23 protein-coding genes are annotated in these 22547 nt (G+C 74.0%); 9 read left to right on the forward strand and 14 right to left on the reverse strand.

What is annotated here, in order from left to right:
• Positions 1-24: 24 nt before the first annotated feature.
• On the forward strand, positions 25-654 hold the full coding sequence (locus tag GCU67_RS04540; protein WP_163609892.1) for a DedA family protein: 630 nt from the start codon (positions 25-27) through the stop codon (positions 652-654).
• 40 nt (positions 655-694) lie between these two features.
• On the opposite strand, the gene pyrE is transcribed toward GCU67_RS04540, so the two are convergent.
• A complete protein-coding gene (gene pyrE, locus GCU67_RS04545) occupies positions 695-1297 on the reverse strand; it encodes an orotate phosphoribosyltransferase (protein ID WP_163609893.1) in 603 nt (200 codons plus the stop codon).
• Positions 1298-1334: 37 nt separating this feature from the next.
• Positions 1335-1991 carry a fasciclin domain-containing protein gene (locus GCU67_RS04550; RefSeq protein WP_163609894.1) on the reverse strand — a complete coding sequence of 219 codons (657 nt, stop codon included), beginning with the start codon at positions 1989-1991 and terminating at the stop codon, positions 1335-1337.
• Positions 1992-2114: 123 nt separating this feature from the next.
• Here GCU67_RS04550 and GCU67_RS04555 point away from each other — a divergent pair, with 123 nt between their 5' ends.
• Entirely contained in the window at positions 2115-2594 is a 480-nt protein-coding gene (locus GCU67_RS04555; protein WP_163609895.1) for a hypothetical protein, read from the forward strand.
• 6 nt (positions 2595-2600) lie between these two features.
• Here GCU67_RS04555 and GCU67_RS04560 read toward each other — a convergent pair whose 3' ends face one another.
• Both GCU67_RS04560 and GCU67_RS04565 read right to left on the reverse strand, forming a co-directional pair.
• Positions 2601-3389 carry a DUF6264 family protein gene (locus GCU67_RS04560; protein WP_163609824.1) on the reverse strand — a complete coding sequence of 263 codons (789 nt, stop codon included), beginning with the start codon at positions 3387-3389 and terminating at the stop codon, positions 2601-2603.
• A gap of 58 nt (positions 3390-3447) precedes the next feature.
• Positions 3448-3873: a hypothetical protein gene (locus GCU67_RS04565; protein ID WP_163609896.1), complete on the reverse strand. Its 426-nt coding sequence runs from the start codon at positions 3871-3873 to the stop codon at positions 3448-3450.
• A 204-nt stretch (positions 3874-4077) separates the two neighbouring features.
• Between GCU67_RS04565 and GCU67_RS22690 the strand changes: the two genes are divergently transcribed.
• On the forward strand, positions 4078-4698 hold the full coding sequence (locus GCU67_RS22690) for a DUF4190 domain-containing protein (RefSeq protein ID WP_163609897.1): 621 nt from the start codon (positions 4078-4080) through the stop codon (positions 4696-4698).
• A 67-nt stretch (positions 4699-4765) separates the two neighbouring features.
• Here the strand turns inward: GCU67_RS22690 and clpB are convergent, their stop codons facing one another.
• The gene (clpB, locus tag GCU67_RS04575) at positions 4766-7360 is read right to left on the reverse strand and encodes an ATP-dependent chaperone ClpB (RefSeq protein ID WP_163609898.1); all 2595 of its coding nucleotides are present in this window, start codon (positions 7358-7360) and stop codon (positions 4766-4768) included.
• 203 nt (positions 7361-7563) lie between these two features.
• On the opposite strand from clpB, the gene GCU67_RS04580 reads away from it, so the two are divergent.
• Complete coding sequence (locus tag GCU67_RS04580; protein WP_163609899.1) at positions 7564-8025, forward strand: MarR family winged helix-turn-helix transcriptional regulator; 462 nt, start codon at positions 7564-7566, stop codon at positions 8023-8025.
• A 182-nt stretch (positions 8026-8207) separates the two neighbouring features.
• Positions 8208-8648, forward strand: a complete 441-nt coding sequence (locus GCU67_RS04585) for an OsmC family protein (RefSeq protein ID WP_163609900.1) — start codon at positions 8208-8210, stop codon at positions 8646-8648.
• 113 nt (positions 8649-8761) lie between these two features.
• Here the strand turns inward: GCU67_RS04585 and GCU67_RS04590 are convergent, their stop codons facing one another.
• Together GCU67_RS04590 and GCU67_RS04595 are read right to left on the reverse strand one after the other, a co-directional pair.
• Entirely contained in the window at positions 8762-10423 is a 1662-nt protein-coding gene (locus GCU67_RS04590; protein WP_163609901.1) for an MDR family MFS transporter, read from the reverse strand.
• Between the two features lie 67 nt (positions 10424-10490).
• The gene (locus GCU67_RS04595) at positions 10491-10964 is read right to left on the reverse strand and encodes a MarR family transcriptional regulator (RefSeq protein WP_163609902.1); all 474 of its coding nucleotides are present in this window, start codon (positions 10962-10964) and stop codon (positions 10491-10493) included.
• 205 nt (positions 10965-11169) lie between these two features.
• Here GCU67_RS04595 and aceB point away from each other — a divergent pair, with 205 nt between their 5' ends.
• Complete coding sequence (aceB, locus tag GCU67_RS04600; protein WP_163609903.1) at positions 11170-12771, forward strand: malate synthase A; 1602 nt, start codon at positions 11170-11172, stop codon at positions 12769-12771.
• A gap of 27 nt (positions 12772-12798) precedes the next feature.
• Here aceB and GCU67_RS04605 read toward each other — a convergent pair whose 3' ends face one another.
• The 7 genes from GCU67_RS04605 to GCU67_RS04635 all read right to left on the reverse strand — a co-directional run bounded on the left by GCU67_RS04605 (position 12799) and on the right by GCU67_RS04635 (position 19385).
• The gene (locus GCU67_RS04605; protein ID WP_338104766.1) at positions 12799-13341 is read right to left on the reverse strand and encodes a MarR family winged helix-turn-helix transcriptional regulator; all 543 of its coding nucleotides are present in this window, start codon (positions 13339-13341) and stop codon (positions 12799-12801) included.
• A 44-nt stretch (positions 13342-13385) separates the two neighbouring features.
• A complete protein-coding gene (locus GCU67_RS04610) occupies positions 13386-13817 on the reverse strand; it encodes a heat shock protein transcriptional repressor HspR (RefSeq protein ID WP_163609905.1) in 432 nt (143 codons plus the stop codon).
• Positions 13814-15055 carry a molecular chaperone DnaJ gene (dnaJ, locus tag GCU67_RS04615; protein WP_163609906.1) on the reverse strand — a complete coding sequence of 414 codons (1242 nt, stop codon included), beginning with the start codon at positions 15053-15055 and terminating at the stop codon, positions 13814-13816. The genes GCU67_RS04610 and dnaJ overlap by 4 nt, the downstream gene beginning before the upstream one ends.
• A 79-nt stretch (positions 15056-15134) precedes the next feature.
• Positions 15135-15716, reverse strand: coding sequence for a nucleotide exchange factor GrpE (grpE, locus tag GCU67_RS04620; protein ID WP_246214581.1), 582 nt, complete (start codon positions 15714-15716; stop codon positions 15135-15137).
• A gap of 188 nt (positions 15717-15904) precedes the next feature.
• On the reverse strand, positions 15905-17785 hold the full coding sequence (gene dnaK, locus GCU67_RS04625; RefSeq protein ID WP_163609907.1) for a molecular chaperone DnaK: 1881 nt from the start codon (positions 17783-17785) through the stop codon (positions 15905-15907).
• Between the two features lie 224 nt (positions 17786-18009).
• Positions 18010-19062, reverse strand: a complete 1053-nt coding sequence (locus tag GCU67_RS04630) for an HAAS signaling domain-containing protein (RefSeq protein WP_163609908.1) — start codon at positions 19060-19062, stop codon at positions 18010-18012.
• Entirely contained in the window at positions 19059-19385 is a 327-nt protein-coding gene (locus tag GCU67_RS04635; RefSeq protein WP_163609909.1) for a PadR family transcriptional regulator, read from the reverse strand. The genes GCU67_RS04630 and GCU67_RS04635 overlap by 4 nt, the downstream gene beginning before the upstream one ends.
• Positions 19386-19555: 170 nt before the next feature.
• Between GCU67_RS04635 and GCU67_RS04640 the strand changes: the two genes are divergently transcribed.
• The 3 genes from GCU67_RS04640 to GCU67_RS04650 all read left to right on the forward strand — a co-directional run bounded on the left by GCU67_RS04640 (position 19556) and on the right by GCU67_RS04650 (position 22528).
• Positions 19556-20116 (forward strand): hypothetical protein, encoded by a 561-nt coding sequence (locus GCU67_RS04640; protein WP_163609910.1) that lies wholly within the window; start codon positions 19556-19558, stop codon positions 20114-20116.
• 98 nt (positions 20117-20214) lie between these two features.
• Positions 20215-21180 carry a DUF389 domain-containing protein gene (locus GCU67_RS04645; RefSeq protein ID WP_163609911.1) on the forward strand — a complete coding sequence of 322 codons (966 nt, stop codon included), beginning with the start codon at positions 20215-20217 and terminating at the stop codon, positions 21178-21180.
• Positions 21181-21229: 49 nt separating this feature from the next.
• A complete protein-coding gene (locus GCU67_RS04650) occupies positions 21230-22528 on the forward strand; it encodes an MFS transporter (RefSeq protein ID WP_163609912.1) in 1299 nt (432 codons plus the stop codon).
• Positions 22529-22547: the final 19 nt, after the last annotated feature.

Genomic DNA, 22547 nt, shown 5'->3' on the forward strand with positions numbered 1-22547 from the left:
GTCCGGCCCGTAGCCTGCCCGGCGATGACGATCGAGGCAGCACCCGCGTTCCTGGACTCCACCCAGCTGCTGAACACCTTCGGCCTGGTGGGCCTGCTGGCGGTCGTGTTCGCCGAGACGGGGCTGCTGGTGGGGTTCTTCCTGCCCGGTGACTCCCTGCTCTTCACCGCGGGCATGGCCGCGGCCGGCGGCTTCGCCGGGGTCACCCTCGCGCCGCTGTGGGTGCTGCTCCTGCTACTGCCGCTCGCCGCGATCGCCGGCAACCTGGTCGGCTACTGGATCGGGCACCGGGCCGGGCCGGCGGTCTTCAAGCGCCCGGAGTCCCGGTTCTTCAAGGCCGAGCACGTCGAGCGGGCGAACGCCTTCTTCACCCGGCACGGGGCCCGCACCATCGTGCTGGCCCGCTTCGTGCCGATCCTGCGCACCTTCGCCACGGTCATGGCCGGGGCGTCCCGGATGGACCTGCGGGTCTACGTCCTCTACTCGGTCGTCGGCGGTGTCCTGTGGGCCGCCGGCGTCACCGCGCTGGGCTACTGGCTGGGGCAGGTGTCGGTCATCCACGACCACATCGAGCTGTTCGCGATCGGCGTCGTCGTGCTGTCCCTGGTCCCGGTGGCCTTCGAACTGCTCCGGGCCCGGCGCCGCGCCGCCTGAACCGAGGACCCCTCGCCCCCACGCCTCGTGGAGGGGCCGATCAGGCCAGGTCGAGGTCGGCGAGGGTGAAGACGGCGCGGTACTCCAGGCCGGCGGCCTCGACCGCGGCGCGGGCGCCCCGGTCGACGATGACGGCGACCGCCACCACCTCGGCGCCCGCCTCCTGCAGCGCCTCGACGGCGGCCAGCGGGCTGCTGCCGGTCGTGGACACGTCCTCCACCACCAGCACGGTGCGCCCGGCGACGTCCGGGCCCTCGATCCGGCGCTGCATGCCGTGGGTCTTGGTCTGCTTGCGCACCACGCACGCGTCGAGGAAGCCCTGGCCGTCGGCGGCGGCGTGCAGCATCGAGGCGGCCACCGGGTCCGCACCGAGGGTGAGCCCGCCGACCACGTCGTAGCGCAGGTCGCCGGTGAGCTGGCGCATCACCCGGCCCACCAGCGGGGCCGCCTCGTGGTGCAGCGTCACCCGGCGCAGGTCGATGTACCAGTCGGCCTCCTGGCCGGAGGACAGCGTGACCTTCCCGTGCACCACGGCCAGCTCGACGATGAGCTCGAGCAGCCGGTCGCGGTCGGGGTAGGCGGCCCCGTTCCAGGGGCCCGCCCCGAGGGACGAGGGGTGGGGGGGAACGGGGTCCTTGTGCATGGAGCGACCCTACTGAGGGCTCACCGGCCCCCGCGGGTCAGCCGGCGGGGGCGAGGACCTGGTCGACGACGTAGACGACGGCGTTGGCGGTGGGCACGTCACCGCACACCAGGGCGGCCGGCGCGGCCCCGGCCAGGGTCTGCTCGGCGGCCACCGTCGGGGCGTCGGCCGGGCCGGCGATGGTCACCGTGTCGCCGTTGAGCGTGCGGTGCCGCCCCGGCAGCTGGTCCGGGCTCAGGCGGCCGGCGATCACGTGGTGGGTCAGCACGGTGGTCAGCCGCGGCACGTCCGCCAGCAGCGCGGGCAGCGCGTCGGCGCCCAGCGCGTCGAAGGCGGCGTCGGACGGCGCCAGCACGGTGACGTCCTGCCGGCTGTTGACCGCGTCGACCAGGTTGGCGGTGAGCACGGCCGAGGTGAGCGTGCTCAGCTGCGGATTGGTGCCCACCGCGCCCGCGACCGGCGTCGCCGCCAGCTCCTCGAGGCTACCGGGGCCGTCCTCCGGGAACATCGCGCACCCCGGACCCACCGGCCCGCGGGGGGCGGTGGCACCGGCCGTCGACGTCCCGGCGCTGCTGACCGCGGCCACAGTCGCGTCGTCGGCGGAGCCGGTACAGGCGGCCAGCCCGGCCAGCAGGACCGGGACGGCGGCGACGCGGGACAGGACGGTGGCTCGGGGCGGCCGGGGGGCCTTCACGGTGCTCTCCTGATCGTGGGGACGGACGACGCCGGCGCCGGCGAGTGGGGTGCCGGCCGTCGCAGCATCGCACTCGGCGCGGCAGCCACCCGCGCCCCGCTCCGGGCGTGCCACCCTGGGCCGGTGAGTGCCACGCCGTCGTCGTCCCGTCCGGCCGCCCCCGTGCCGGGCAAGCCCGGCATGCCCGCCTCGGTCAAGGTCTCCGTCGGCGTGCTCGCCCTGCTCGGGGTGCTGCTGCTGCTCAACGCGCTGTTCACCGCGCTGGCGTTCGACACCGTCGTCGACCTGTTCGCCGACGCACGGCCGGGCTCCCCGCGGTCCGAAGCCGTCCAGGCGGTACAGGTGACTCTCGTGCAGGGCGTCGTGTTCGGTGGACTCGGCGCGCTCGCCGCCTGGGGGCTCGCGCGGCGGCGCGGGTGGGCCCGGCTGACCGGTCTGGCCGTCGGGATCGGCCTCGGCGTGGTCACCCTGGTCGGGGCCGTGGTCGCCGGGCTCGCCCCCACGTCCCTCCTGGTCCTGGTGCTGTGCGTCGCAGCGGTCACCAGCCTGTTCGCGCCGACCACGGCCGCGTGGGCACCGCGCGGCCCACGCAGCCGGGTCTGACCCCGGTCACCAGCGGGCCCGGCGCTGCCCCTCGGCCCGGTACCAGGCACTGGACGGCCGCAGCGCCAGCAGCACGACGCCGGCGGCCTGGAGCAGCAGCCCGAGCACGGTGAGCACGCCGCTGCCGGGCGCACCCGTGGCGCCGCCGACGGCCAGCCCGACCACCCCGAAGAGCAGGCTCAGCCCGGCCAGCACCCAGAGGGTGATGCGCGCCCAGTTGCGGCCGGTCCAGGCGAACCACAGCACCACCAGGTAGCCGGCGAGGAACAGCAGGCCGATCACCGCGCCGATGACGGCACCGGTCTCGGCGAGCTCCCGGACCGACTCGGAGTCCACGTCCTGCTGGGCCGCGGCCTGGTCGATCACCTCGTCCCAGTTGGCGAACGTCAGCAGCGACGAGATCAGGCCGACCAGGACGTTGAGCACGAAGGCCGCGATGCCCGCCTTCACCGTGCTCGGGCGGGGCGTCGGCGGCAGCTGGGCCTGCTGCTGCCCGGGGGCCGCCGGGTAGCCCCAGGCCTGCTGGCCGTACGGCGCCTGCTGGCCGTACGGCGGCTGCTGGCCGTGGGCGGGCTGGCCCTGCGGACCGTAGGAGGGCTGCTGCCCCCAGCCGGGCTGCCCGTACTGACCCTGCTGGCCGTACCCGGGCTGCTGCTCGTAGCCCGGCTGCTGCCCGTACGAGGGCTGGCCGTAGGAGGGCTGGCCGTACGGCGACTGCCCCGGGGGCGGCTGCTGCCCGGAGGGCGGCTGCTCGACGTGCCCGCCCTGCTGCGGGTCCTGCGGTGCTGACGTCATGGGAGCTCCTCGGTGACCTGCACGGGCGGACGCCCATGATCCTGGGGCATCCGGGGCGTCACCGGCGAGCTCCCGCCACCGGCTCGGCCGCGCGTCGCGCCACGGGCCGGGCCACCCACTCCCGGCTGTCGCGGTGCAGCAGCGAGCCGAGCAGGACCACGTTGAGCAGGCCACCGGCCACGCCCAGGACGCCGACGTCCGCGCCGAGCAGCCACCCGCCGAGGCGGACCACGGACCCCGTGGCCGACCACAGCACCAGGACGGCCCACGCACCCCGGCCGTGCCGGTCGAAGGCGGTCAGCAGCGCGTGCCAGCCGGTGGCGAGGCCGGCGTACAGCAGGGTCAGCAGGAGCGGGCCCGGTGACCAGCTCGCCCAGGCGACGAGGACGGCCCCGATCGCCCCCCACAGGAACAGCGCCGTCGTCACCCGCCCGATCACGACCACCCAGCGGGCAGCCTGGACGTGCACCCGACCCTCGACCATCGCCGTTCTCCTCCCCGTCCGGCGCCCGGTGCGCCGTGATCCGAGGACCGTACGAGCTGCTCAGCGCCCCAGGTCAGCGTCGTCCACAGGCTGTGGACGGAGTGCAGCGCCAGCCGGCGCCCCCGGCGGAGGTGACCGCACCGTGACCTCGAACGGGTGCGCGGCGGTGGGCTTCCTGTGTGCGCAGGCCCTACGCTCCGCTGGGTGACGACGCCCTCAGGTCAGCAGCCGGAGTACCCCCGCCCCGACGACCAGCCGTCGGGCCCGAACGCCGGCTCCTCGAGCTACGGCCAGCCCGCGGGCTCCGGTCAGCCGTGGGACGCCAAGCCCCCGCAGGACTACACCCAGCAGTTCCCCGCGCAGGGCAGCCCGCAGCAGGGCTACGGCCAGCAGGGCTACGGCCAGCAGGGGCCCGGCCAGCAGGGCTACAGCCCGCAGGGGTACGGGCAGCAGGGCTACGGGAACGCCCCCGGCGGCTACGACCAGGGCGCCCCGGCGAAGCAGAACGGCTTCGGGATCGCCGCCCTGGTGCTGGGCATCCTGTCCATCCCGGCCGCGTTCTTCACCTTCCCGGGCATGATCCTCGGCCTGCTGGCGATCATCTTCGGCATCCTCGGCCTGCGCCGGGTCAAGGCCCGCCGCGCCGACAACAAGGGCATGGCGATCGCCGGCCTGGTCACCGGCATCATCGGCTTCGTCCTCGGGACGATCCTGCTGATCGCCGCGATCGCCTTCGTCTCGACGGCCCAGGACTGCATCACCGACTTCAACTCGACGGGCGACCAGCCCCAGTACGAGCAGTGCGTGCAGGACAGCGTCGGCTGACCCGACCTGGACCGAGGGCCCGTCGACCGCAGCAGCGGTCGGCGGGCCCTCGTCGTCCCGGGCGGGATCAGCCGCGGGTGACGCTGAGCCCGGCGTCGCCGGCGGTGACGTCGGCCGGCCAGTCGACCAGCACCCGGTCGCCGTCCCGGATCTCGCCGGACAGCAGGGCGCGGGCCAGCTGGTCGCCGATCGAGGACTGCACCAGGCGGCGCAGCGGGCGGGCGCCGTAGACCGGGTCGAGGCCGTTGAGCGCCAGCCACTCCCGGGCCGCGTCGCTGACCTCCAGCGTGAGCCGGCGCGGGGCCAGCCGCCGGGCGAGCACCCCGACCTGGATGTCGACGATGCCGGCCAGCTCGTCGGTGCCCAGGGCTGCGAAGGTGACCACGTCGTCGAGCCGGTTGAGGAACTCGGGCTTGAAGTGCCCGCGGACGACGTCCTGCACGGCCAACCGCTTGGCCTCCTCGGGGATCGACTGGTCGGCGATGACCTGCGAGCCGAGGTTCGACGTCAGCACCAGGATCGTGCTGCGGAAGTCGACCGTGCGGCCCTGCCCGTCGGTGAGCCGGCCGTCGTCGAGCACCTGCAGGAGCACGTCGAACACGTCGGGGTGGGCCTTCTCCACCTCGTCGAGCAGCACCACCGTGTACGGGCGGCGCCGCACGGCCTCGGTCAGCTGCCCCCCGGCCTCGTAGCCGACGTAGCCGGGCGGGGCACCGACCAGCCGCGCCACCGAGTGCTTCTCGGAGTACTCGCTCATGTCGATGCGCACCATGGCGCGCTCGTCGTCGAAGAGGAACTCCGCGAGCGCCTTGGCCAGCTCGGTCTTGCCGACGCCGGTGGGCCCCAGGAAGAGGAACGACCCGGTCGGCCGGTCGGGGTCGGCCACGCCGGAGCGAGCCCGGCGGACGGCGTCGGCCACCGCGCGGACGGCGGCGGGCTGCCCGACGACCCGCTTCGCCAGCTCGTCCTCCATCCGCAGCAGCTTCTGCGACTCGCCCTCCAGCAGCCGGCCGGCCGGGATCCCGGTCCAGGCCTGGACGACCTCGGCGATGTCGTCGGCGCCGACCTCCTCCTTGAGCATGGAGTCACCGGCCGCCACCGAGGCCTCCGCGGCGCGCAGCTCCTTCTCCAGCGCCGGCATCCGGCCGTAGCGGAGCTCGGCCACCCGGGCCAGGTCGCCGTCGCGCTCGGCCCGCTCGGCGTCGGTGCGGACCGCCTCCAGCTCCTCCTTGGTGCGCTGGATGCGGTCGATGGCCGTCTTGTCCTGCTGCCAGCGCGCGGTCAGCTCACCGAGGGCCTCGCGACGGTCGGCCAGCTCCTCGCGGAGGGTGGCCAGCCGGGCCAGGGACGCGGGGTCGTCCTCCTTGCCCAGCGCCATCTCCTCGATCTCCAGCCGGCGCACGACCCGCTCGACCTCGTCGACCTCGACCGGCCGGCTGTCGATCTCCATGCGCAGCCTGCTGGCGGCCTCGTCGACCAGGTCGATCGCCTTGTCGGGCAGGAAGCGCGCGGTCACGTAGCGGTCCGACAGCGTGGCGGCCGCGACGATGGCGCCGTCGGTGATCCGGACGCCGTGGTGGACCTCGTAGCGCTCCTTGAGCCCGCGCAGGATGCCGATCGTGTCCTCGACCGTGGGCTCGCCGACGAGGACCTGCTGGAAGCGGCGCTCCAGGGCGGCGTCCTTCTCGATGTGCTGACGGAACTCGTCGAGGGTGGTGGCCCCGACCATCCGCAGCTCACCGCGGGCCAGCATGGGCTTGATCATGTTGCCGGCGTCCATCGCGGAGTCCCCGCTCGCGCCGGCCCCGACGATGGTGTGCAGCTCGTCGATGAAGGTGACGATCTGACCGGCGGAGTCGGTGATCTCCTGCAGGACGGCCTTGAGCCGCTCCTCGAACTCACCGCGGAACTTGGCGCCGGCGACCATGGCGGCCAGGTCCAGCGCCATCAGCCGCTTGCCCTTGAGGCTCTCCGGGACGTCGCCGGCCACCATCCGCTGCGCCAGGCCCTCGACGATCGCGGTCTTGCCCACGCCCGGCTCGCCGATCAGCACCGGGTTGTTCTTGGTGCGCCGGGAGAGGACCTGCACGACCCGGCGGATCTCGGTGTCCCGGCCGATGACCGGGTCCATCCGCCCTTCGCGGGCGCGCTCGGTGAGGTCGACGGCGTACTTCTCCAGCGCCTGGTAGGTGTTCTCCGGGTCGGCGGTGGTGACCTTGCGGCTGCCGCGCACCGAGCGGAAGGCGGCGACCAGGGCCTCGCGGCTCGCGCCCACCCCGGTCAGCACGGCCCCGGTCTCGCCGTCGGTGGAGGCCAGCCCCACCAGCAGGTGCTCGGTGGAGACGTACTCGTCGCCCAGGGCGCTCGCCTGCTCCCCCGCCGCGTTGACCGCCCGGAGGAACTCACGGGACGGCGACGGCGCGGCCAGGTTGGAGCCGGAGACGCTGGGCATCCGACGCACCGCGGCGTCCGCCTTGGCCCGGACGTCGGCCGGGTCGGCGCCGGTCGCCTTCAGCAGTGGACCGGCGATGCCGTCGGACTGCTCGAGCAGGGCGATGAGCAGGTGCAGGGGCTCGAGCGCGGGCTGCCCGCGGTCGACCGCCAGTCGCTGGGCGGCGGCGACGGCCTCCTGCGCACGGGTCGTGAGCTTGTTCTGCGCCATGATCGGTACGGGTGTCCTTCCTGCGGTGCGGTGCGGGGCGTTCCGGTGGTCCAACGGAGCAGGAGTTGAGTGTGTTCCGCTCAACCTGACGTCGTCGGACCACGGTCCGGGAGGACCTCCGAGTGCAGACTGTGGCGCACCACTGGTCACGGATCACAACGACACGGCGGCCTTCTCTTCGGTCGCGCCCTACTCTGGTGGGCATGACGGACACCCCGTCGCCGAGCGTGGCACTCGACGACCAGCTCTGTTTCGCCCTCTACGCCGCTTCGCGGGCGGTCACCGCCCGCTATCGGCCCATGCTGGACCAGCTGGGGATCACCTATCCCCAGTACCTGGTCCTCATGCTGCTGTGGGAGGAGGACGGGCAGACCGTCGGTCAGCTGGGCAGCCGACTGGCGCTGGACTCCGGCACGCTCTCCCCCCTGCTCAAGCGGCTCACCGCCGCGGGCCTGGTGACCCGGCACCGTCGGACCGATGACGAGCGCTCGGTCTCCGTGCGGCTCACCGACGCCGGCCGGGCACTGCACGAGCCGGCCTTCGCGGTGAACGCGGCGATGATCGACGCCCTCGACCTCGACGAGGACCAGTTCGCCGAGCTGCGCGACCAGCTCCGCATCGTCACCGAGCGCGTCACCCAGCCCAAGGCCGACGTCCGCGCCTGAGGTCGGGGCTCTCGCCCGTCCTGCCGGCCCCTGCGACGGGCCCCGGCCCTCGCTCGTCGTCGTGCGCACCGTTCCGCGGTGGCGGGAACACCGCCGCTGCGGAACGGTTGTGCACCACGAGGACGGTGACCGACCGCGACGCACCTGCGCGCCGTGGGGTCACCCCGAGACGAGGAGGTCCGATGCCCACCCGCACCGCACGCACCGCATGGAACGGCTCTCTCCAGGAGGGCTCCGGCCAGGTCGAGCTGTCCAGCTCCAAGGTCGGCACCTACGACGTCAGCTTCCCCAAGCGCGCCGCTGACGAGGCCGGGGGCACCACCAGCCCCGAGGAGCTCATCGCCGCGGCCCACTCGGCCTGCTTCGCGATGCAGCTGTCCGCCGTCATCGGCGAGGCCGGCGGCACCGTGGAGAGCCTCGAGGTCTCCGCCGACGTCTCCCTCGGCCCGGACAAGGACAACGGCGGCTTCAAGCTGACCGGTATCACGATCACCGTCCGCGGCGAGGTCGACGGCCTCGACGCCGCGGGCTTCGACAAGGCAGCCCAGGCCGCCAAGACCGGTTGCCCGGTGAGCAAGGCCCTGACCGGCGTCGACATCACCCTGGACGCCGCACTCGCCTGACGCACGACCCCGGCGACCTCGTCACCTGACGCCGGCCCCGGACACCACGAAGGCCCGTCTCCCCACCGGGGAGACGGGCCTTCGTCGTGCGCCCCCTCGCAGGGGGTCCTCGTTCAGGCGCGGGACCTCGCGGACGCGCCGGCCAGCTCGGCGTCGACTGCGGCCGTGCTGCCCTCGGTGCTGTCCTGCATGCGCTCGTCACCGGACTCGGTGCGCAGCGCGACCTCCCGGATGAAGGCGATGGCCACGATGGTGATCAGCGACAGGACGGCGGCGACGGCGAAGATGCGGCCGGTGGCGTCGCCGTAGGACACCCGGATCAGCTCCTGCAGCGGGGCCGGGGCGTCGGCCAGGCTGGCCAGCCCGACGTCCGCGGAGCCCGCCGCGGCGGCCGCACCCGGCACGTCGGCCAGACCGCCCTGGATCAGGGTGCCCACCCGGGCGCTGAGCACGGCACCGAGCACGGAGACGCCGATGGTGCCGCCGAGGCTGCGGAAGAAGGCCACCGCGGAGCTGGCCGCACCGAGGTCGCGGGCGGCGACGGTGTTCTGCACGGCGAGCACCAGGTTCTGGTTGGTCAGGCCGATGCCGACGCCCAGGACGGCCAGGAAGACGCCGAGCAGCAGCATGTCGGTGGTGTGGTCGATCGTCGACAGCAGCCCGAACCCGACGGCGACCAGCACCGAGCCGACGACCAGGAACGCCTTCCACCGGCCGTAGCGGGAGATCAGGATGCCCGAGACGGTCGAGGAGGCCACCAGCCCGCCGATCATCGGCAGGGTCAGCAGCCCCGCCGCGGTCGGCGAGTAGCCGCGGGAGATCTGCAGGTACTGGCCGAGGAAGACGGTGGACCCGAAGAGCGCCACACCGATGACCATGCTGGCCACGATCGCGAGGGTCGTCGTCCGGTCGCGGAAGAGCCGGAGCGGGACGATCGGCTCCTTCGCCCGCAGCTCGGTGACGACGAAGGCCACGATGGCCAGCACCCCACCGGCGACGAACAGCACGGTCTCCAGCGAGGCCCAGTCGAACTGGTGCCCGGCCAGGCTGACCCAGATCAGCAGGGCCGAGACGCCGGCGGTGAGGAAGGCCGCACCCAGGTAGTCGATCGACACGGAGCGCTTGACCACCGGCAGTTGCAGGGTGCGCTGCAGCAGCACGAGCGCGACGACGGCGAAGGGCACGCCGACGTAGAAGCACCAGCGCCAGCCCAGCCACGAGGTGTCGACCAGCAGCCCGCCGATCAGCGGGCCGGCGACGGTGCCGATGGCGAAGACGCCACCGAGCAGCCCGGAGTACCGGCCGCGCTCGCGCGGGCTGATCATCGCGGCCATCGCGATCTGCACCAGCGCGGTCAGGCCACCGAGACCCAGGCCCTGCAGCGCACGCCAGCCGATGAGGGTGGGCACCGACTGGGAGAGCCCGGCCAGCATCGACCCGACGATGAAGACGACGATCGAGATCTGCAGCAGCAGCTTCTTGCTGAACAGGTCGGCGAGCTTGCCCCAGATCGGGGTGGAGGCCGTGGAGGCCAGCAGGGTCGCCGTGACCACCCAGGTGTACTGCGACTGGCTGCCCCGCAGGTCGGTGATGATCGTGGGCAGCGCGTTCGACACGACCGTCGAGGACAGGATGGCGACGAACATCGCCAGCAACATCCCCGACAGCGCGCTGAGGATCTGCCGGTGGGTCATCCGGCCCTGCTGCTGGGCCGGCGCCTCGGCCGCGGGCGCGGCGGGGCCGGCGGCGGGCCGGACGGGTGCGGGGGTGCTCATCTGCGTCTCTCCTGAGGGGTGGTCCTGGTGGTGCAGGGTCGGCGGCCCGCCGGGGCGGGCGCCGGGGTCAGTCGGCCGGCCGGGCGGGCTGCCGGCGGGCGGCGCGGTCGAGGCCGTCGGCCAGCCGCCCGAGCTGCTCGGTGAACACGCGGGCCTCCTCCTCGGTCCAGTCGTCGAGGGCGGCGAGGGTCCAGTGGCTGCGGACGTCGCGGGTGTGGGCCAGGGCGGCGGCCCCGGCTGCGCTGAGGCTGATCAGGCTGGCCCGCCCGTCGACCGGGTCGGGACGGCGCTCGAGGTAGCCGGCGCGCTCCAGGGCGGCCACCTGCCGGCTGGCCACCGACACGTCGATGCGGGCAGCCGAGGCCAGCGCGCTGCACCGCTGCGGCCCGTCCTGCTCCAGCGGCACCAGCAGCGCCCAGCCGTAGGAGGGCAGGTCGCCGTAGAGGTCGGTGGCGACGCGGTGGCCGAGCTGCTTGGCCGTGCGGACCAGCCGGGCGAGGCCGGCACCGAGCTGCTCGGAGGTGTCCCGGGTCAGGTGCACGACGCCCTCCTCCACTCGGTCGGTACCGGCCAGGTCGCTCGGTACATGTAGACAGCAACCATCTTCACCCCAGTCGTTGTTCCGTGCAACCACCGGCGGGGTGAGTCGCGCCTCAGCGCAGCGGCCGTCGCCGCGGGCGGACGGACCCGCTACGTTCCGGAGCACAGCCGCCGGCGCCGGCCGGCGCCAGGCACCGGGGAGCACCATGAGCGCGGTCGACGGCGTGGAGGTCACCGGCCCGATGGGGCCGCGGTTCGACGAGGTGCTCACCCCCCGGGCGCTGGGCCTGGTCGCCCTGCTGCACCGTGAGCTGGAGGGCCGCCGTCAGGAACGGCTGCGCGCCCGCCGCGACCGGGTGGCGGCGCTGGCCGCCGGCGGCACGCTGGACTTCCTGTCCGAGACCGCCGCCGTCCGCGCCGACGACTCGTGGCGGGTCGCGCCACCGGCCCCCGGACTGGTCGACCGCCGGGTGGAGATGACCGGCCCGACCGACCGCAAGATGACGGTCAACGCGCTGAACTCCGGCGCCCGGTGCTGGCTGGCCGACCAGGAGGACGCCAACTCCCCGCTCTGGGAGAACGTCGTCAACGGCCCGCTGAACCTCATGGACGCGATCGACCGCACCATCGACTTCACCTCACCCGCCGGCAAGCGGTACGAGCTCAAGCCGGACGACGAGCTGCCCACGATCATCGTGCGCCCGCGCGGCTGGCACCTGCCGGAGAAGCACCTGACCGTCGACGGCGAGCCGACCTCGGGCAGCCTGGTCGACTTCGCGCTCTACCTCGCCGCGTGCGGGCAGAAACAGGTCGACCGCGGGCAGGGCCCGTACTTCTACCTGCCGAAGATGGAGAGCCACCTCGAGGCCCGGCTGTGGAACGACGCGTTCGTGCTCGCGCAGGACCACCTCGGCATCCCCCGCGGCACCATCCGGGCCACCTGCCTGATCGAGACCTACCCGGCCGCGTTCGAGATGGAGGAGATCCTCTTCGAGCTGCGGGAGCACTCCGCCGGGCTGAACGCCGGCCGCTGGGACTACCTGTTCAGCGTGATCAAGACCTTCCGCACCCGGGGTGCGGACTTCACGCTCCCCGACCGCAACTCGATCTCGATGACCGTCCCCTTCATGCGCGCCTACACCGAGCTGCTGGTGCGCACCTGCCACAAGCGCGGCGCGCACGCGATGGGCGGCATGTCGGCGTTCATCCCCAGCAAGGACCCGGCCCGCAACGAGTTCGCCTACGGGAAGATCACCGAGGACAAGACGCGCGAGGCCGAGGACGGCTTCGACGGCTCGTGGGTCGCCCACCCCGGCATGGTCCCCACCGCGATGGCCGTGTTCGACCGGGTGCTCGGCGAGCGCCCCAACCAGCTCGACCGGCTGCGGGAGGACGTCGCGGTGACCGCCGCGCAGCTGCTGGACGTGGCGTCGACGCCCGGACAGGCCACCGAGGCGGGGCTGCGCGCGAACGTCAGCGTCGGCATCCAGTACGTGGAGTCGTGGCTGCGCGGGTCGGGCGCGGTCGGGATCAACGGCCTGATGGAGGACGCCGCGACCGCCGAGATCAGCCGCAGCCAGGTCTGGCAGTGGCTGCACACCGGCGTCACGCTGGCCGACGGGCAGCGGGTCACCACCGAGCTGGTGCAGCGGGTGGTCGAGGAGGAGATGGCGGCCCTGGCCGCGGCGCGGGGCGACGCGTTCGCCGCGGGGCGCTGGGACGAGGCCCGGGAGCTGTTCAGCCGGCTGGCGCTGGCCGACGAGTACTCCGACTTCCTGACCGTGCCCGCCTACGAGCGGATGCCCTAGGGGCGGGCGGCAGGGTCCGCCCCTGACCTACGAGCGGTCGGGGGTGGACGTGGCCTTCAACTCGGCCTCGCGGGCCTCGCCGAGGCGGTTGAGCCGGCCGAGCAGCGTGGCCAGCGTGGCCACGTCGGTGGTCTCCCAGCCGGAGAGGTCGGCCTCCCAGCGGGCGCGGCGTGCGTCGCGCAGCTCACTGAGCCGGGCGTGCCCCTCCCGCGAAGTCGACAGCACCTGCGCGCGGCCGTCGTCGGGGTCCGCGGCCCGGTCGACCAGACCGAGGTCGACCAGTGAGGCCACCTGCCGGCTGACCGTGCTCTTGTCCAGCCCGAGGCGGGCCACCACGTCGCTGGCGCGCAGCGGGCCGGCGTCGTCGAGCAGCACCAGCAGGCCGTAGGCAGCCCCGTCCAGCTCGTGGTGCAGCTGCCCGGCGAGCCGGGCCTGGATCGCCCGGCCGCGGCGCAGCAGCAGTGCGACCTCGCGCTCGAGGGTCACGAAGGCCTCGTGGCTGTCACCGGTCGAGCGGGCCTCGCCGGGGGCGTCCTCGGCGGCGGTGCGGGGTGCGCTGTCGACGGTCACGGTGATCTCCACGCTCGAGGCGGACTGTGCGTTCCCGGAACCTGTCACGGATGACCACCCGGGCGCCAGACCACCAGCGCCGAGCTGGACGTCCGGGGCACCAGGTCGCGCCGGTAGGTGGCCGACACCGCTGCCTCGGCCGCGATCCGGCCGGTCTCGGCGACCTCGAGCTCGTCGAGCAGCTCGGTCACCCGGACCTGCAGGGCCTCGACCCGGGACTCCAGCTCGATGATCCGCTTGATGCCGGCCAGGTTGACGCCGTCCTTCTGGCTCAGCCGCTGCACCTCGCGCAGCAGCGCGACGTCCCGCGGGCTGTAGCGGCGGCCGCCGCCGGCGGTGCGGCCCGGCCGCACCAGGCCCAGCCGGTCGTACTGCCGCAGCGTCTGCGCGTGCATCCCGGCCAGCTCGGCAGCGACCGAGATGACGAAGACGGGTGCGTCCTCGGCGAAGGACCGCCCCGGGTCGGGCAGGGTCATCGGGCACCTCCGTTCCGCAGCATGTCGGTGATCTCCGGCCGCGGGTCGTCGGGCAGCTCCGCGGCGAGCTTCTCGATCGCCTCCTTCGCGCCCGGGGTCAGCCGGGCCGGGACGGCGACCTCGACGGTGACCAGCAAGTCGCCCACGGCGGCCTTGCCGACCACGCCGCGGCCGCGGACCCGGAAGGTGCGGCCGCTGGCGGTGCCGGCGGGCACCTTGAGCGAGACCGAGCCGTCGAGGGTGGGCACGGTCAGCGTCGTCCCGAGTGCGGCCTCGGCGAAGGAGACCGGCACGGTGAGGGTGAGGTCGTCGCCGCTGCGGCCGAACAGCTCGGAGCCGGTGACGTGCACGACGACGAAGAGGTCGCCGGCCGGTCCGCCGCGCCGCCCCGGGGCGCCCTTGCCGGCCAGCCTGATGCGCTGCCCGTCCTTGACCCCGGCCGGGATGCGGACGGTGATGGTGCGCGTCTGGTTGGTGACCCCGCTGCCCTTGCACTCCGGGCACGGGTCGTCGACCACCGAGCCGGTGCCACGGCACTCCTTGCACGGCTCGGAGAAGGCGAAGGAGCCCTGGCTGCGGCTGGTGACGCCGGCGCCGTTGCAGACCGGGCAGGTGTGCGGGCTGGTGCCCGGGCGCGCGCCGCTGCCGGAGCAGGTGCCACAGGTGCCCGGGCTCTGCATGCGCAGCGGCACGGTCACGCCCAGGACGGCCTCGTCGAAGGCCAGGGTCGCCTCGGTCTCGACGTCCTGCCCGCGGGCCGGGCCGGTGCCCGCGGTGCGGCTGCGGGTGCCCCCGGCGCCGCCGGGCGCCCCGGCCCCACCGGTGAACAGGCCGCCGAAGAGGTCACCGAGACCCCCGGCGCGGCCACCGGCGCCGGGTGTCCCGGCGCTGCCGAAGATGTCGCCGAGGTCGAAGGCCTGGCCGCCGCCCGCGCCGCCCCCGGGGAACCCACCGGGGAAGCCGCCCGTGCCACCGGCACCGGGCCGGAACCCGCCGGAGCCGAACAGCCGGCGGGCCTCGTCGTACTCCGACCGCCGCTTGGGGTCCGAGAGCACGTCGTAGGCCTCGGAGACCTCCTTGAAGCGGGTCTCGGCCGAGGCGTTGTCCGGGTTCTTGTCCGGGTGCAGCTCACGGGCCAGCTTCCGGTACGCCTTCTTGATGGCCGCGGCGTCGGCGTCCTTGGCGACGCCCAGGGCCGCGTAGTAGTCCTTCTCGATGAAGTCCCGGGTGCTGCTCATCGGGCGCCTCCTCTCTGCAGTGCTGACGGGCGGACCCCACCCCCGGGTGCCGGGGGCGGGGTCCGCCGGGTGGTCGTGCTCAGCCGGCGGACGGGCCGGGCTGGTCGGTCTCGCCGTCGATGACGACGGCAGGCTCGGCGACGGGGGCCGGGGTCTCCGGCTCGGTCACCCCGACCATCGCCGTGCGCAGCACGCGGTCGCCGCGCCGGAAGCCCGGGCGCAGCACCGTGGTGGCGGTCGGGACGGTCACCTCCGGGGAGGTGTCGCTGAGCACCGCCTCGTGCAGCGCGGGGTCGAACGGGTCGCCGGGCACCCCGAAGGTGACCACGCCGAGCCCGTCCAGCAGCCCCAGCACGCGGTCGGCGACCACCTTGAAGGCGCCGGTCAGGTCGCCGTGGTCGCGGGCGCGCTCGATGTCGTCGACCACCGGGAACAGCTGGGCGGCGAAACGCTCGGCCGCCTGGTCGACGACCACGGTGCGGTCGCGCTCGACCCGCCGCCGGTAGTTCGCGTACTCCGCGGTCACCCGCTGCAGGTCCTCGGTGCGCTCGGCCAGCTGCCGCGTGGCGTCGTCGGCCCCGGCCGGGGCCGACTGGTCACCGGAGGCGGCCAGCGCCTCGTCGAAGCCGCTCATGTCGATCTCGTGCTCGTGCTCGCTCATGTGTTCTCCCTGGTCGGGCGGGGTGCCGGCCGCATGGGTGCCGGCCGGCACCGGTGCCACGCCGCTGGTCGGGTCGTGGTGCCGCTCGTCCGGACCGACGGCGGCTCCTCGTCCTGCTGGCTCATGGTCTCCTCCGCCGCCACCGGCCCGGGGAGCCGGGCCGGTGGCGACGGGGGGAGACGCTGGGGTCAGCGCTTGTCGGAGTCGTCGTCCACGATCTCGGCGTCGACGACGTCGTCGTCGGAGCCGGCGGCGGAGTCGGACGCGGTCGCGCCGGTGGCGCCACCGAAGCCGGCCTCACCCGCGGGACCGGACGCGCCGTCGGCCTGCGCCTGCGCGTAGAGCGCACCGCCGACCTCCTGCGAGACCCGGGCGACCTTCTCCTGGGCGGCCTTGATGGCGGCGATGTCGGAGCCACCGAGGGCGCCGCGCAGCTCACCGAGGGCCTCGCCCAGCTCGGTCTTCTTCTCCTCGGGGATCTTGTCGCCGTTCTCCGCGAGGAACTTCTCCGTCTGGTACTGCAGCGACTCGGCGAGGTTGCGGGTCTCGGCGTCGTCGCGGCGCTTCTTGTCCTCCTCGGCGTGCGCCTCGGCGTCGGCCATCATCCGCGCGATGTCGTCCTTGGGCAGGGCCGAGCCGCCGGTGATGGTCATCGACTGCTCCTTGCCGGTGCCCAGGTCCTTGGCGTGGACGTGCACGATGCCGTTGGCGTCGATGTCGAAGGCCACCTCGATCTGCGGGACGCCGCGGGGCGCCGGGGGCAGACCGGTCAGCTCGAACATGCCGAGCTTCTTGTTGTAGGAGGCCATCTCCCGCTCGCCCTGGAAGACCTGGATCTGCACGGACGGCTGGTTGTCGTCGGCCGTCGTGAAGATCTCCGAGCGCTTGGTCGGGATCGTGGTGTTGCGCTCGATGAGCTTGGTCATGATCCCGCCCTTGGTCTCGATGCCCAGGGACAGCGGGGTGACGTCGAGGAGCAGGACGTCCTTGACCTCACCGCGGAGGACACCGGCCTGCAGCGCGGCACCCACGGCGACGACCTCGTCGGGGTTGACGCCCTTGTTGGGCTCCTTGCCCCCGGTGAGCTCGCGGACCAGGTCGGACACGGCCGGCATGCGGGTCGAGCCACCGACGAGGACGACGTGGTCGATGTCGCCGACCTTGATGCCGGCGTCGCGGATGGCCTGGTTGAACGGGGCCTTGGTGCGGTCGAGCAGGTCCTGGGTCAGCCGCTGGAACTCCGCGCGGGTGATCGTGATGTCCAGGAACATCGGGCCGTCGGCCCCGGCGGTGATGTAGGGCAGGTTGACGTTGGTCGACTGCGCGCCGGACAGCTCGATCTTGGCCTTCTCGGCGGCCTCGCGGAGGCGCTGCATGGCCAGCTTGTCCTTGGACAGGTCGACGCCGCTGGAGACGTTGAACGTCTGCACCAGGTGCTTGACGACCCGCTCGTCCCAGTCGTCGCCGCCGAGCTTGTTGTCACCGGCGGTGGACTTGACCTCGATGACGCCGTCACCGATCTCCAGCAGGGACACGTCGAACGTGCCACCACCGAGGTCGAAGACCAGGATGGTCTGCTCGGTCTCGCCCTTGTCCAGGCCGTAGGCCAGCGCGGCCGCGGTGGGCTCGTTGACGACGCGCAGGACGTTGAGGCCGGCGATCTCACCGGCCTCCTTGGTGGCCTGGCGCTGGGCGTCCTCGAAGTAGGCCGGGACGGTGATGACGGCCTCGGTGACCGGCTCGCCCAGGTAGGTCTCGGCGTCCCGCTTGAGCTTCTGCAGGATCCGCGCGCTGATCTCCTGCGGGGTGTACTGCTTGCCGTCGATGTCGCCGGTCTTCCAGGTGGTGCCGATCTCGCGCTTGACGCTGCGGATCGTGCGGTCGACGTTGGTGACCGCCTGGTTCTTGGCCGACTGACCGACGAGGACCTCGCCGTTGCGGGCGAAGGCCACGACCGAGGGGGTGGTGCGCGCACCCTCGGCGTTGGCGATGACGGTGGGCTCGCCGCCCTCGAGGACCGCGACGACCGAGTTCGTGGTGCCGAGGTCGATTCCGACTGCTCGTGCCATGGAAGGCCTCTCCTGTGGTTGCGAGTGGGTGGTGCTGGTCGAGGAGCCGAGGGACCACCGCGCGCTCACGTGAGCCATGCGCCGGGTCCGCTCAACTTTCCTGCCCAGCCTAACGGCAGACCCCGCCGTGGTGTTCCCGCCCCCCGGACACGACCCCACCCACACGCGCCACCACCGCACGACCCGGGCCGGGTGCGTGCGGTGGTGGGCGGACTGGACCCGGCTCAGTCGCCGGGCACCCCCGTGGGGACCGCGGGGACCGGGACGGTGTCCGTGGGGGCCGCGGGCGTCGGGGCCGCCGCGGTCGGGGTGGCGACCGTCGCCGGGAAGACCGGCAGCGACACCTCGGGGCGGTCGGTCACCAGGTCGCACAGCGCCGGGTCGTCGAGGCCGCCACCGGTCGGGTCCAGCACGTAGGTCTGCGGGAAGGCGTGCGGCACGGGGACACCGTCGGCCGCCAGCGGCTGCCGCAGCACCCGGCTGCACCCGTCGGCCCACCACTCCTGGAAGCCGACCTGCAGGGGCCGCCCGTCCTGGTCGTAGAGCAGCACGCCCTGCAGCGGGGTGCCGTCCGCGGCGTAGGGCAGCACGTCGGTGACCGGCCCGTACCGCGACACGAGCGGGAAGTCACCGACGGCCTGGTCGTAGACCACCGGGGTGGCGTACCCGACGTCGTAGGACGGCGACTGCGTCCCGCCCACGGCCACGACGAAGGACAGCAGCGCGAGCACCGAACCGCCGACGGTCAGCAGCCGGGTGTTCGACGGCGACAGCTGCCGGCGCCCGAGGGCGACCGAGCCGGCGACCGCGCCGCCCACCAGCAGCAGGCCGAGCACCCGGCTGCCCAGCGGCGCGGGCACCGGGAAGTCCCACTGGTCGGCCAGCGCGCAGGGCAGGGCGATCAGCAGGTACCCGCGCAGCACCCACCACGCCGGCCGCAGCTCACCCCACAGCCGCCGGACCTCGTCGGTCAGCGGGTGGGCCTCGACCCGGGCGAGCAGCCGCCGGACCTCGTCCCGGCGCGGTGACGGACGGACGTTGCGCTGCGCCGGCAGGCCGGCGGCGGCACGGAGCTCCTCGGCGTAGGCGGCCGGGGAGCCCAGCCGGATGACGACCGGGCAGTCGTCGCCCTCCTCGGCCAGGGCGGCCAGGTGCTGCTCGAGGTCCTCCAGGAGCGCGGCGCGCTCCTCGGCGGGCAGGTCGGCGAGCTCGCGCTCGACGTCGGCCAGGTAGTCCCGGGCCTCCTGCGACGCCCCGGGGGCGATCGGCGCGGTCACGCCGGCGCCCCGTCGAGCAGTCCGTCGACGGCGTCGACGAACGTCCTCCACGTCTTGCCCGAGTCCTCCAGCACCGAACGCCCCCTGTCGTTGATCGCGTAGTACTTGCGGTGCGGCCCCTCGTCGCTGGGCACGACGTAGGACGTCAGCGCCCCCGCCTGGTACAGCCGGCGCAGCGTCCCGTAGACCGACGCGTCGCCCACCCCTTCCAGGCCCGCGGTGCGCAGTCGGCGGACCACGTCGTAGCCGTAGCCGTCGGCCTGGCGCACCACGGCGAGCACCGCGACGTCCAGCACGCCCTTGAGCAGTTGACTGGCGTCCACCGCCACCTCCTCCACCCGACGTCACCGGGTGGCGCCGTCCGCGGTAGTGCACCATGCGCACTAGTGCGGACGGGCGAGGAGCTGCGGCGTGTCGGGGCCCGGACGGCGGAGGCGACACTGGAGCGCATGACCGCTCGCCCGCAGGCCCGCCGCACCCCGGGCGGACACCGATGAGCTCCCCCTTCGGTGGGGCCCGGCGCCGTGGGGACGCCGAGCGCGCCGCCGCCGACCGCAGCACCCGCATGCACTACGCCCGGGACGTCAACGACGAGCGGGCGCTGGCCGACGACCGGCCGACGATCCGCCGGAACCGCAACTGGACCTGGCTGGCCGTGGCGGTGGTGGTGTTCGCGGTGCTGGCCCTGGCCAACACCCGCGGGCCGGGCGAGGTGCCGATCACCGCCGACTGCGCGACGCCACGGATCGCCGTCGAGACCAGCCGGGTCGTCGCCGGGACCCCGCTGCGCTTCCGGCTCACCGGCCCCGAGGACACCGCCTACGTGGTCACCCTGGACGGCGCCCCGGTGCGGGGGGACGCGGGCAACACCGTGACCTACACCGAGACCGCCGCCGGACCGGCGCTGCGGCTGCAACAGTGCCTGAGCCCCACGCTGGCGCTGGCCACCCCGGCCGGCGACGGGCCGCACGAGCTGGCGCTGCTGCGGCTGGCCGGCGACGGCACGACCGCTCCGGCCACCGCCGTGACGCTGACGGTGACCGGCACCCGCTGACCTGCTGGAGGGGCAGTCCGCCCGCTGCTCTCCCGGACCCGGCGCCAGGGAGACCCCACCACTCCCGAGCTCGCGGCGGGACCCGGCAGAGTGGCCCCGTGCTCCTCCACCTGCGGGTGACGGTGCCGACCGAGCGGTCGGCCGCCGTCCACGACCTGCTCACCGACTGCCCCGGCGTCGCCCACCTCGCCGTCCTCCCGGGAGCGGCGCTGCGCCCGGCCGGCGACCTCTTCCTCGTCGACGTCGCCCGCGAGTCCGCCGACGCACTGGTCGACGGCCTGCGCGAGCTGCACGTGGACACCGACGGCGGCATCGCCATGGAGACGGTCGACGCCGCGGTCTCCCGCAGTGCGGAAGAGGCCGAGGACCGTGCACCCGGCGACGGCTCGGACGCCGTGGTGTGGGAGCAGGTCATCCGGACGACGGCCACCGACGCCGCGCTGTCGGTGTCCTTCCTCGCCTTCCTGACCATCGCGACCCTGCTGGCCGCGGTCGCGATCGTCACCGACTCGGCGATCCTGGTGATCGGGGCGATGGTGCTCGGGCCGGAGTTCGGCCCGCTGGCGGCGCTCGCGGTGGGCCTGGTGCACCGCCGGCGGGCGATGACCCGCCGGGCGCTGGTCACCCTGACCGCCGGGTTCGCGGTGGCGATCGCGTCGACCACGCTGGCCGCGCTGCTCGGCCGAGCACTGGGCTGGTTCGGCCCCGAGCTCCTCACCCAGGACCGGCCGGCCACCTACTTCATCACCCACCCCGACCGCTGGTCGCTGGTCGTCGCGGTGCTCGCGGGGGTGGCCGGCGTGCTGTCGCTGACCTCGGCACGCTCGGGCGCGCTGGTCGGCGTCTTCATCTCCGTCACCACCGTGCCCGCGGCCGGCGCGATGGCCCTGGGCCTGGCCCTGGGCGATGCCCGCGAGTTCGGCGAGGCGACCGCGCAGCTGGCGGTCAACGCCGCCGGCATCCTGGGCGCCGCGCTGGTCACGTTGGCCCTGCAGCGGGCGGTGTGGCACCGGGTCCCCCAGGTCACCCCGCGGGTGCAGCAGGTCGGCCACGCCCGGACCTGACCGCACCCGAGAGATGCGGCCGGCTGCCTGCGGAGCAAGATGACCGGACGTGACCAGCCGCGCCGCCGCACCACCGACCGCCTCCTCGCGGCGGGGGCTCCTCCTGGTCGGCACGGCCATCGTGCTGACCGGCTTCAACCTGCGGACGGCGGTCAACAGCGTCGGCCCGGTGCTCGAGGAGATCGAGCGCGGACTGGGCATCTCCTCCGGGCTGGCCGGGCTGATCACGAGCATGCCGCTGATCTGCTTCGCGCTGATCGGCTTCGCCGGCCCGCCGCTGGCCGCCCGGTTCCGGGACGGGCACGTGCTGGCCGCGGCGCTGCTGGTGATGACGATCGGCCTGCTCGCCCGGGTCTCGGTGCCGAACGTGTGGGTGTTCCTGCTGGGCACGGTGGCCACGATGGTCGGCGGCGCGCTGGGCAACGTGCTGCTGCCCGGCCTGGTCAAGCGCTGGTTCCCCGACCGGACCGGACTGCTGGTGGGCGCCTACAGCACCGCGCTGGCCATCGGAGGCGCGGTCGCCAGCGTCTCCACCGCGCCGATCGCCGAGGCCGCCGGTGTCGACGGCTGGCGCTGGGGCCTGGGCATCTGGGCGGTGTTCGCGCTGGTCGCGGCGCTGCCGTGGCTGGCCGTCCCGGTGCGGCCGGGCGCCTCGCGCGGCAGCCACGTCGCCGTCCGGCTGCGGTCGCTGACCCGCAGCCGGCTGGCCTGGCTCATGGCGGCCTTCTTCGGGCTGCAGGCGATGCAGGCCTACGTGATCGTGGGCTGGACGGCGCAGTACCTGCGCGACGAGGGCATGTCGGCCCACGCGGCCGGCTACCTCGTCGGGCTCAACGCGCTCGTCGTCATCCCGCTCAACGCCGTCGTCCCGCTGGGGACGGTGCGCCAGCACTGGCAGCGGCCGATGCTGCTGGGGTTCATCGCCTGCTACCTGGCCGGCTGGACCGGGCTGCTGCTGGCCCCGCTGACGCTCACCTGGCTGTGGGTCTGCCTGCTCGGCCTGGGCATGGGCACCTTCGCGATGATCCTGGCGCTGTTCGGGCTGCGCGGGCGGACCCCGGAGTCGGTGAGCGCGCTGTCGACCGTCGCCCAGGGCTGGGGGTACGCCCTGGCCGGGGTCGGTCCGCTGCTGGTCGGCCTGCTGCGCGGCCTCACCGGCGGGTACACCGGCATGTTCGTGCTGGTCTACGTGGGCGTGGGCCTGCTGCTGGTCACCGGCTGGAGCATCTGCCGGGAGCGCTACGTCGACGACGAGGTCCCCGGCCTCACCGCCGGCCGGGCGCCGCAGCCCCCGGTGACCGAGGCCGCCGGCCTCGACGCCCCGGTCGTCGTCCCGCCGCGCTCGTGACCGGGCTCCTCCCAGGGCC

This window comes from Modestobacter muralis, assembly GCF_010682105.1.
GTDB lineage: Bacteria > Actinomycetota > Actinomycetes > Mycobacteriales > Geodermatophilaceae > Modestobacter > Modestobacter muralis.

Coding starts and splice junctions, on each gene's coding strand:
- GCU67_RS04540 (WP_163609892.1), top strand. CDS start 25: ATGACGATCGAGGCAGCACCCGCGTTCCTGGACTCCACCCAGCTGCTG.
- pyrE (WP_163609893.1), bottom strand. CDS start 1,297: ATGCACAAGGACCCCGTTCCCCCCCACCCCTCGTCCCTCGGGGCGGGC.
- GCU67_RS04560 (WP_163609824.1), bottom strand. CDS start 3,389: ATGACGTCAGCACCGCAGGACCCGCAGCAGGGCGGGCACGTCGAGCAG.
- GCU67_RS04565 (WP_163609896.1), bottom strand. CDS start 3,873: ATGGTCGAGGGTCGGGTGCACGTCCAGGCTGCCCGCTGGGTGGTCGTG.
- clpB (WP_163609898.1), bottom strand. CDS start 7,360: ATGGCGCAGAACAAGCTCACGACCCGTGCGCAGGAGGCCGTCGCCGCC.
- GCU67_RS04580 (WP_163609899.1), top strand. CDS start 7,564: ATGACGGACACCCCGTCGCCGAGCGTGGCACTCGACGACCAGCTCTGT.
- GCU67_RS04585 (WP_163609900.1), top strand. CDS start 8,208: ATGCCCACCCGCACCGCACGCACCGCATGGAACGGCTCTCTCCAGGAG.
- GCU67_RS04590 (WP_163609901.1), bottom strand. CDS start 10,423: ATGAGCACCCCCGCACCCGTCCGGCCCGCCGCCGGCCCCGCCGCGCCC.
- aceB (WP_163609903.1), top strand. CDS start 11,170: ATGAGCGCGGTCGACGGCGTGGAGGTCACCGGCCCGATGGGGCCGCGG.
- GCU67_RS04610 (WP_163609905.1), bottom strand. CDS start 13,817: ATGACCCTGCCCGACCCGGGGCGGTCCTTCGCCGAGGACGCACCCGTC.
- dnaJ (WP_163609906.1), bottom strand. CDS start 15,055: ATGAGCAGCACCCGGGACTTCATCGAGAAGGACTACTACGCGGCCCTG.
- grpE (WP_246214581.1), bottom strand. CDS start 15,716: ATGAGCGAGCACGAGCACGAGATCGACATGAGCGGCTTCGACGAGGCG.
- dnaK (WP_163609907.1), bottom strand. CDS start 17,785: ATGGCACGAGCAGTCGGAATCGACCTCGGCACCACGAACTCGGTCGTC.
- GCU67_RS04640 (WP_163609910.1), top strand. CDS start 19,556: ATGAGCTCCCCCTTCGGTGGGGCCCGGCGCCGTGGGGACGCCGAGCGC.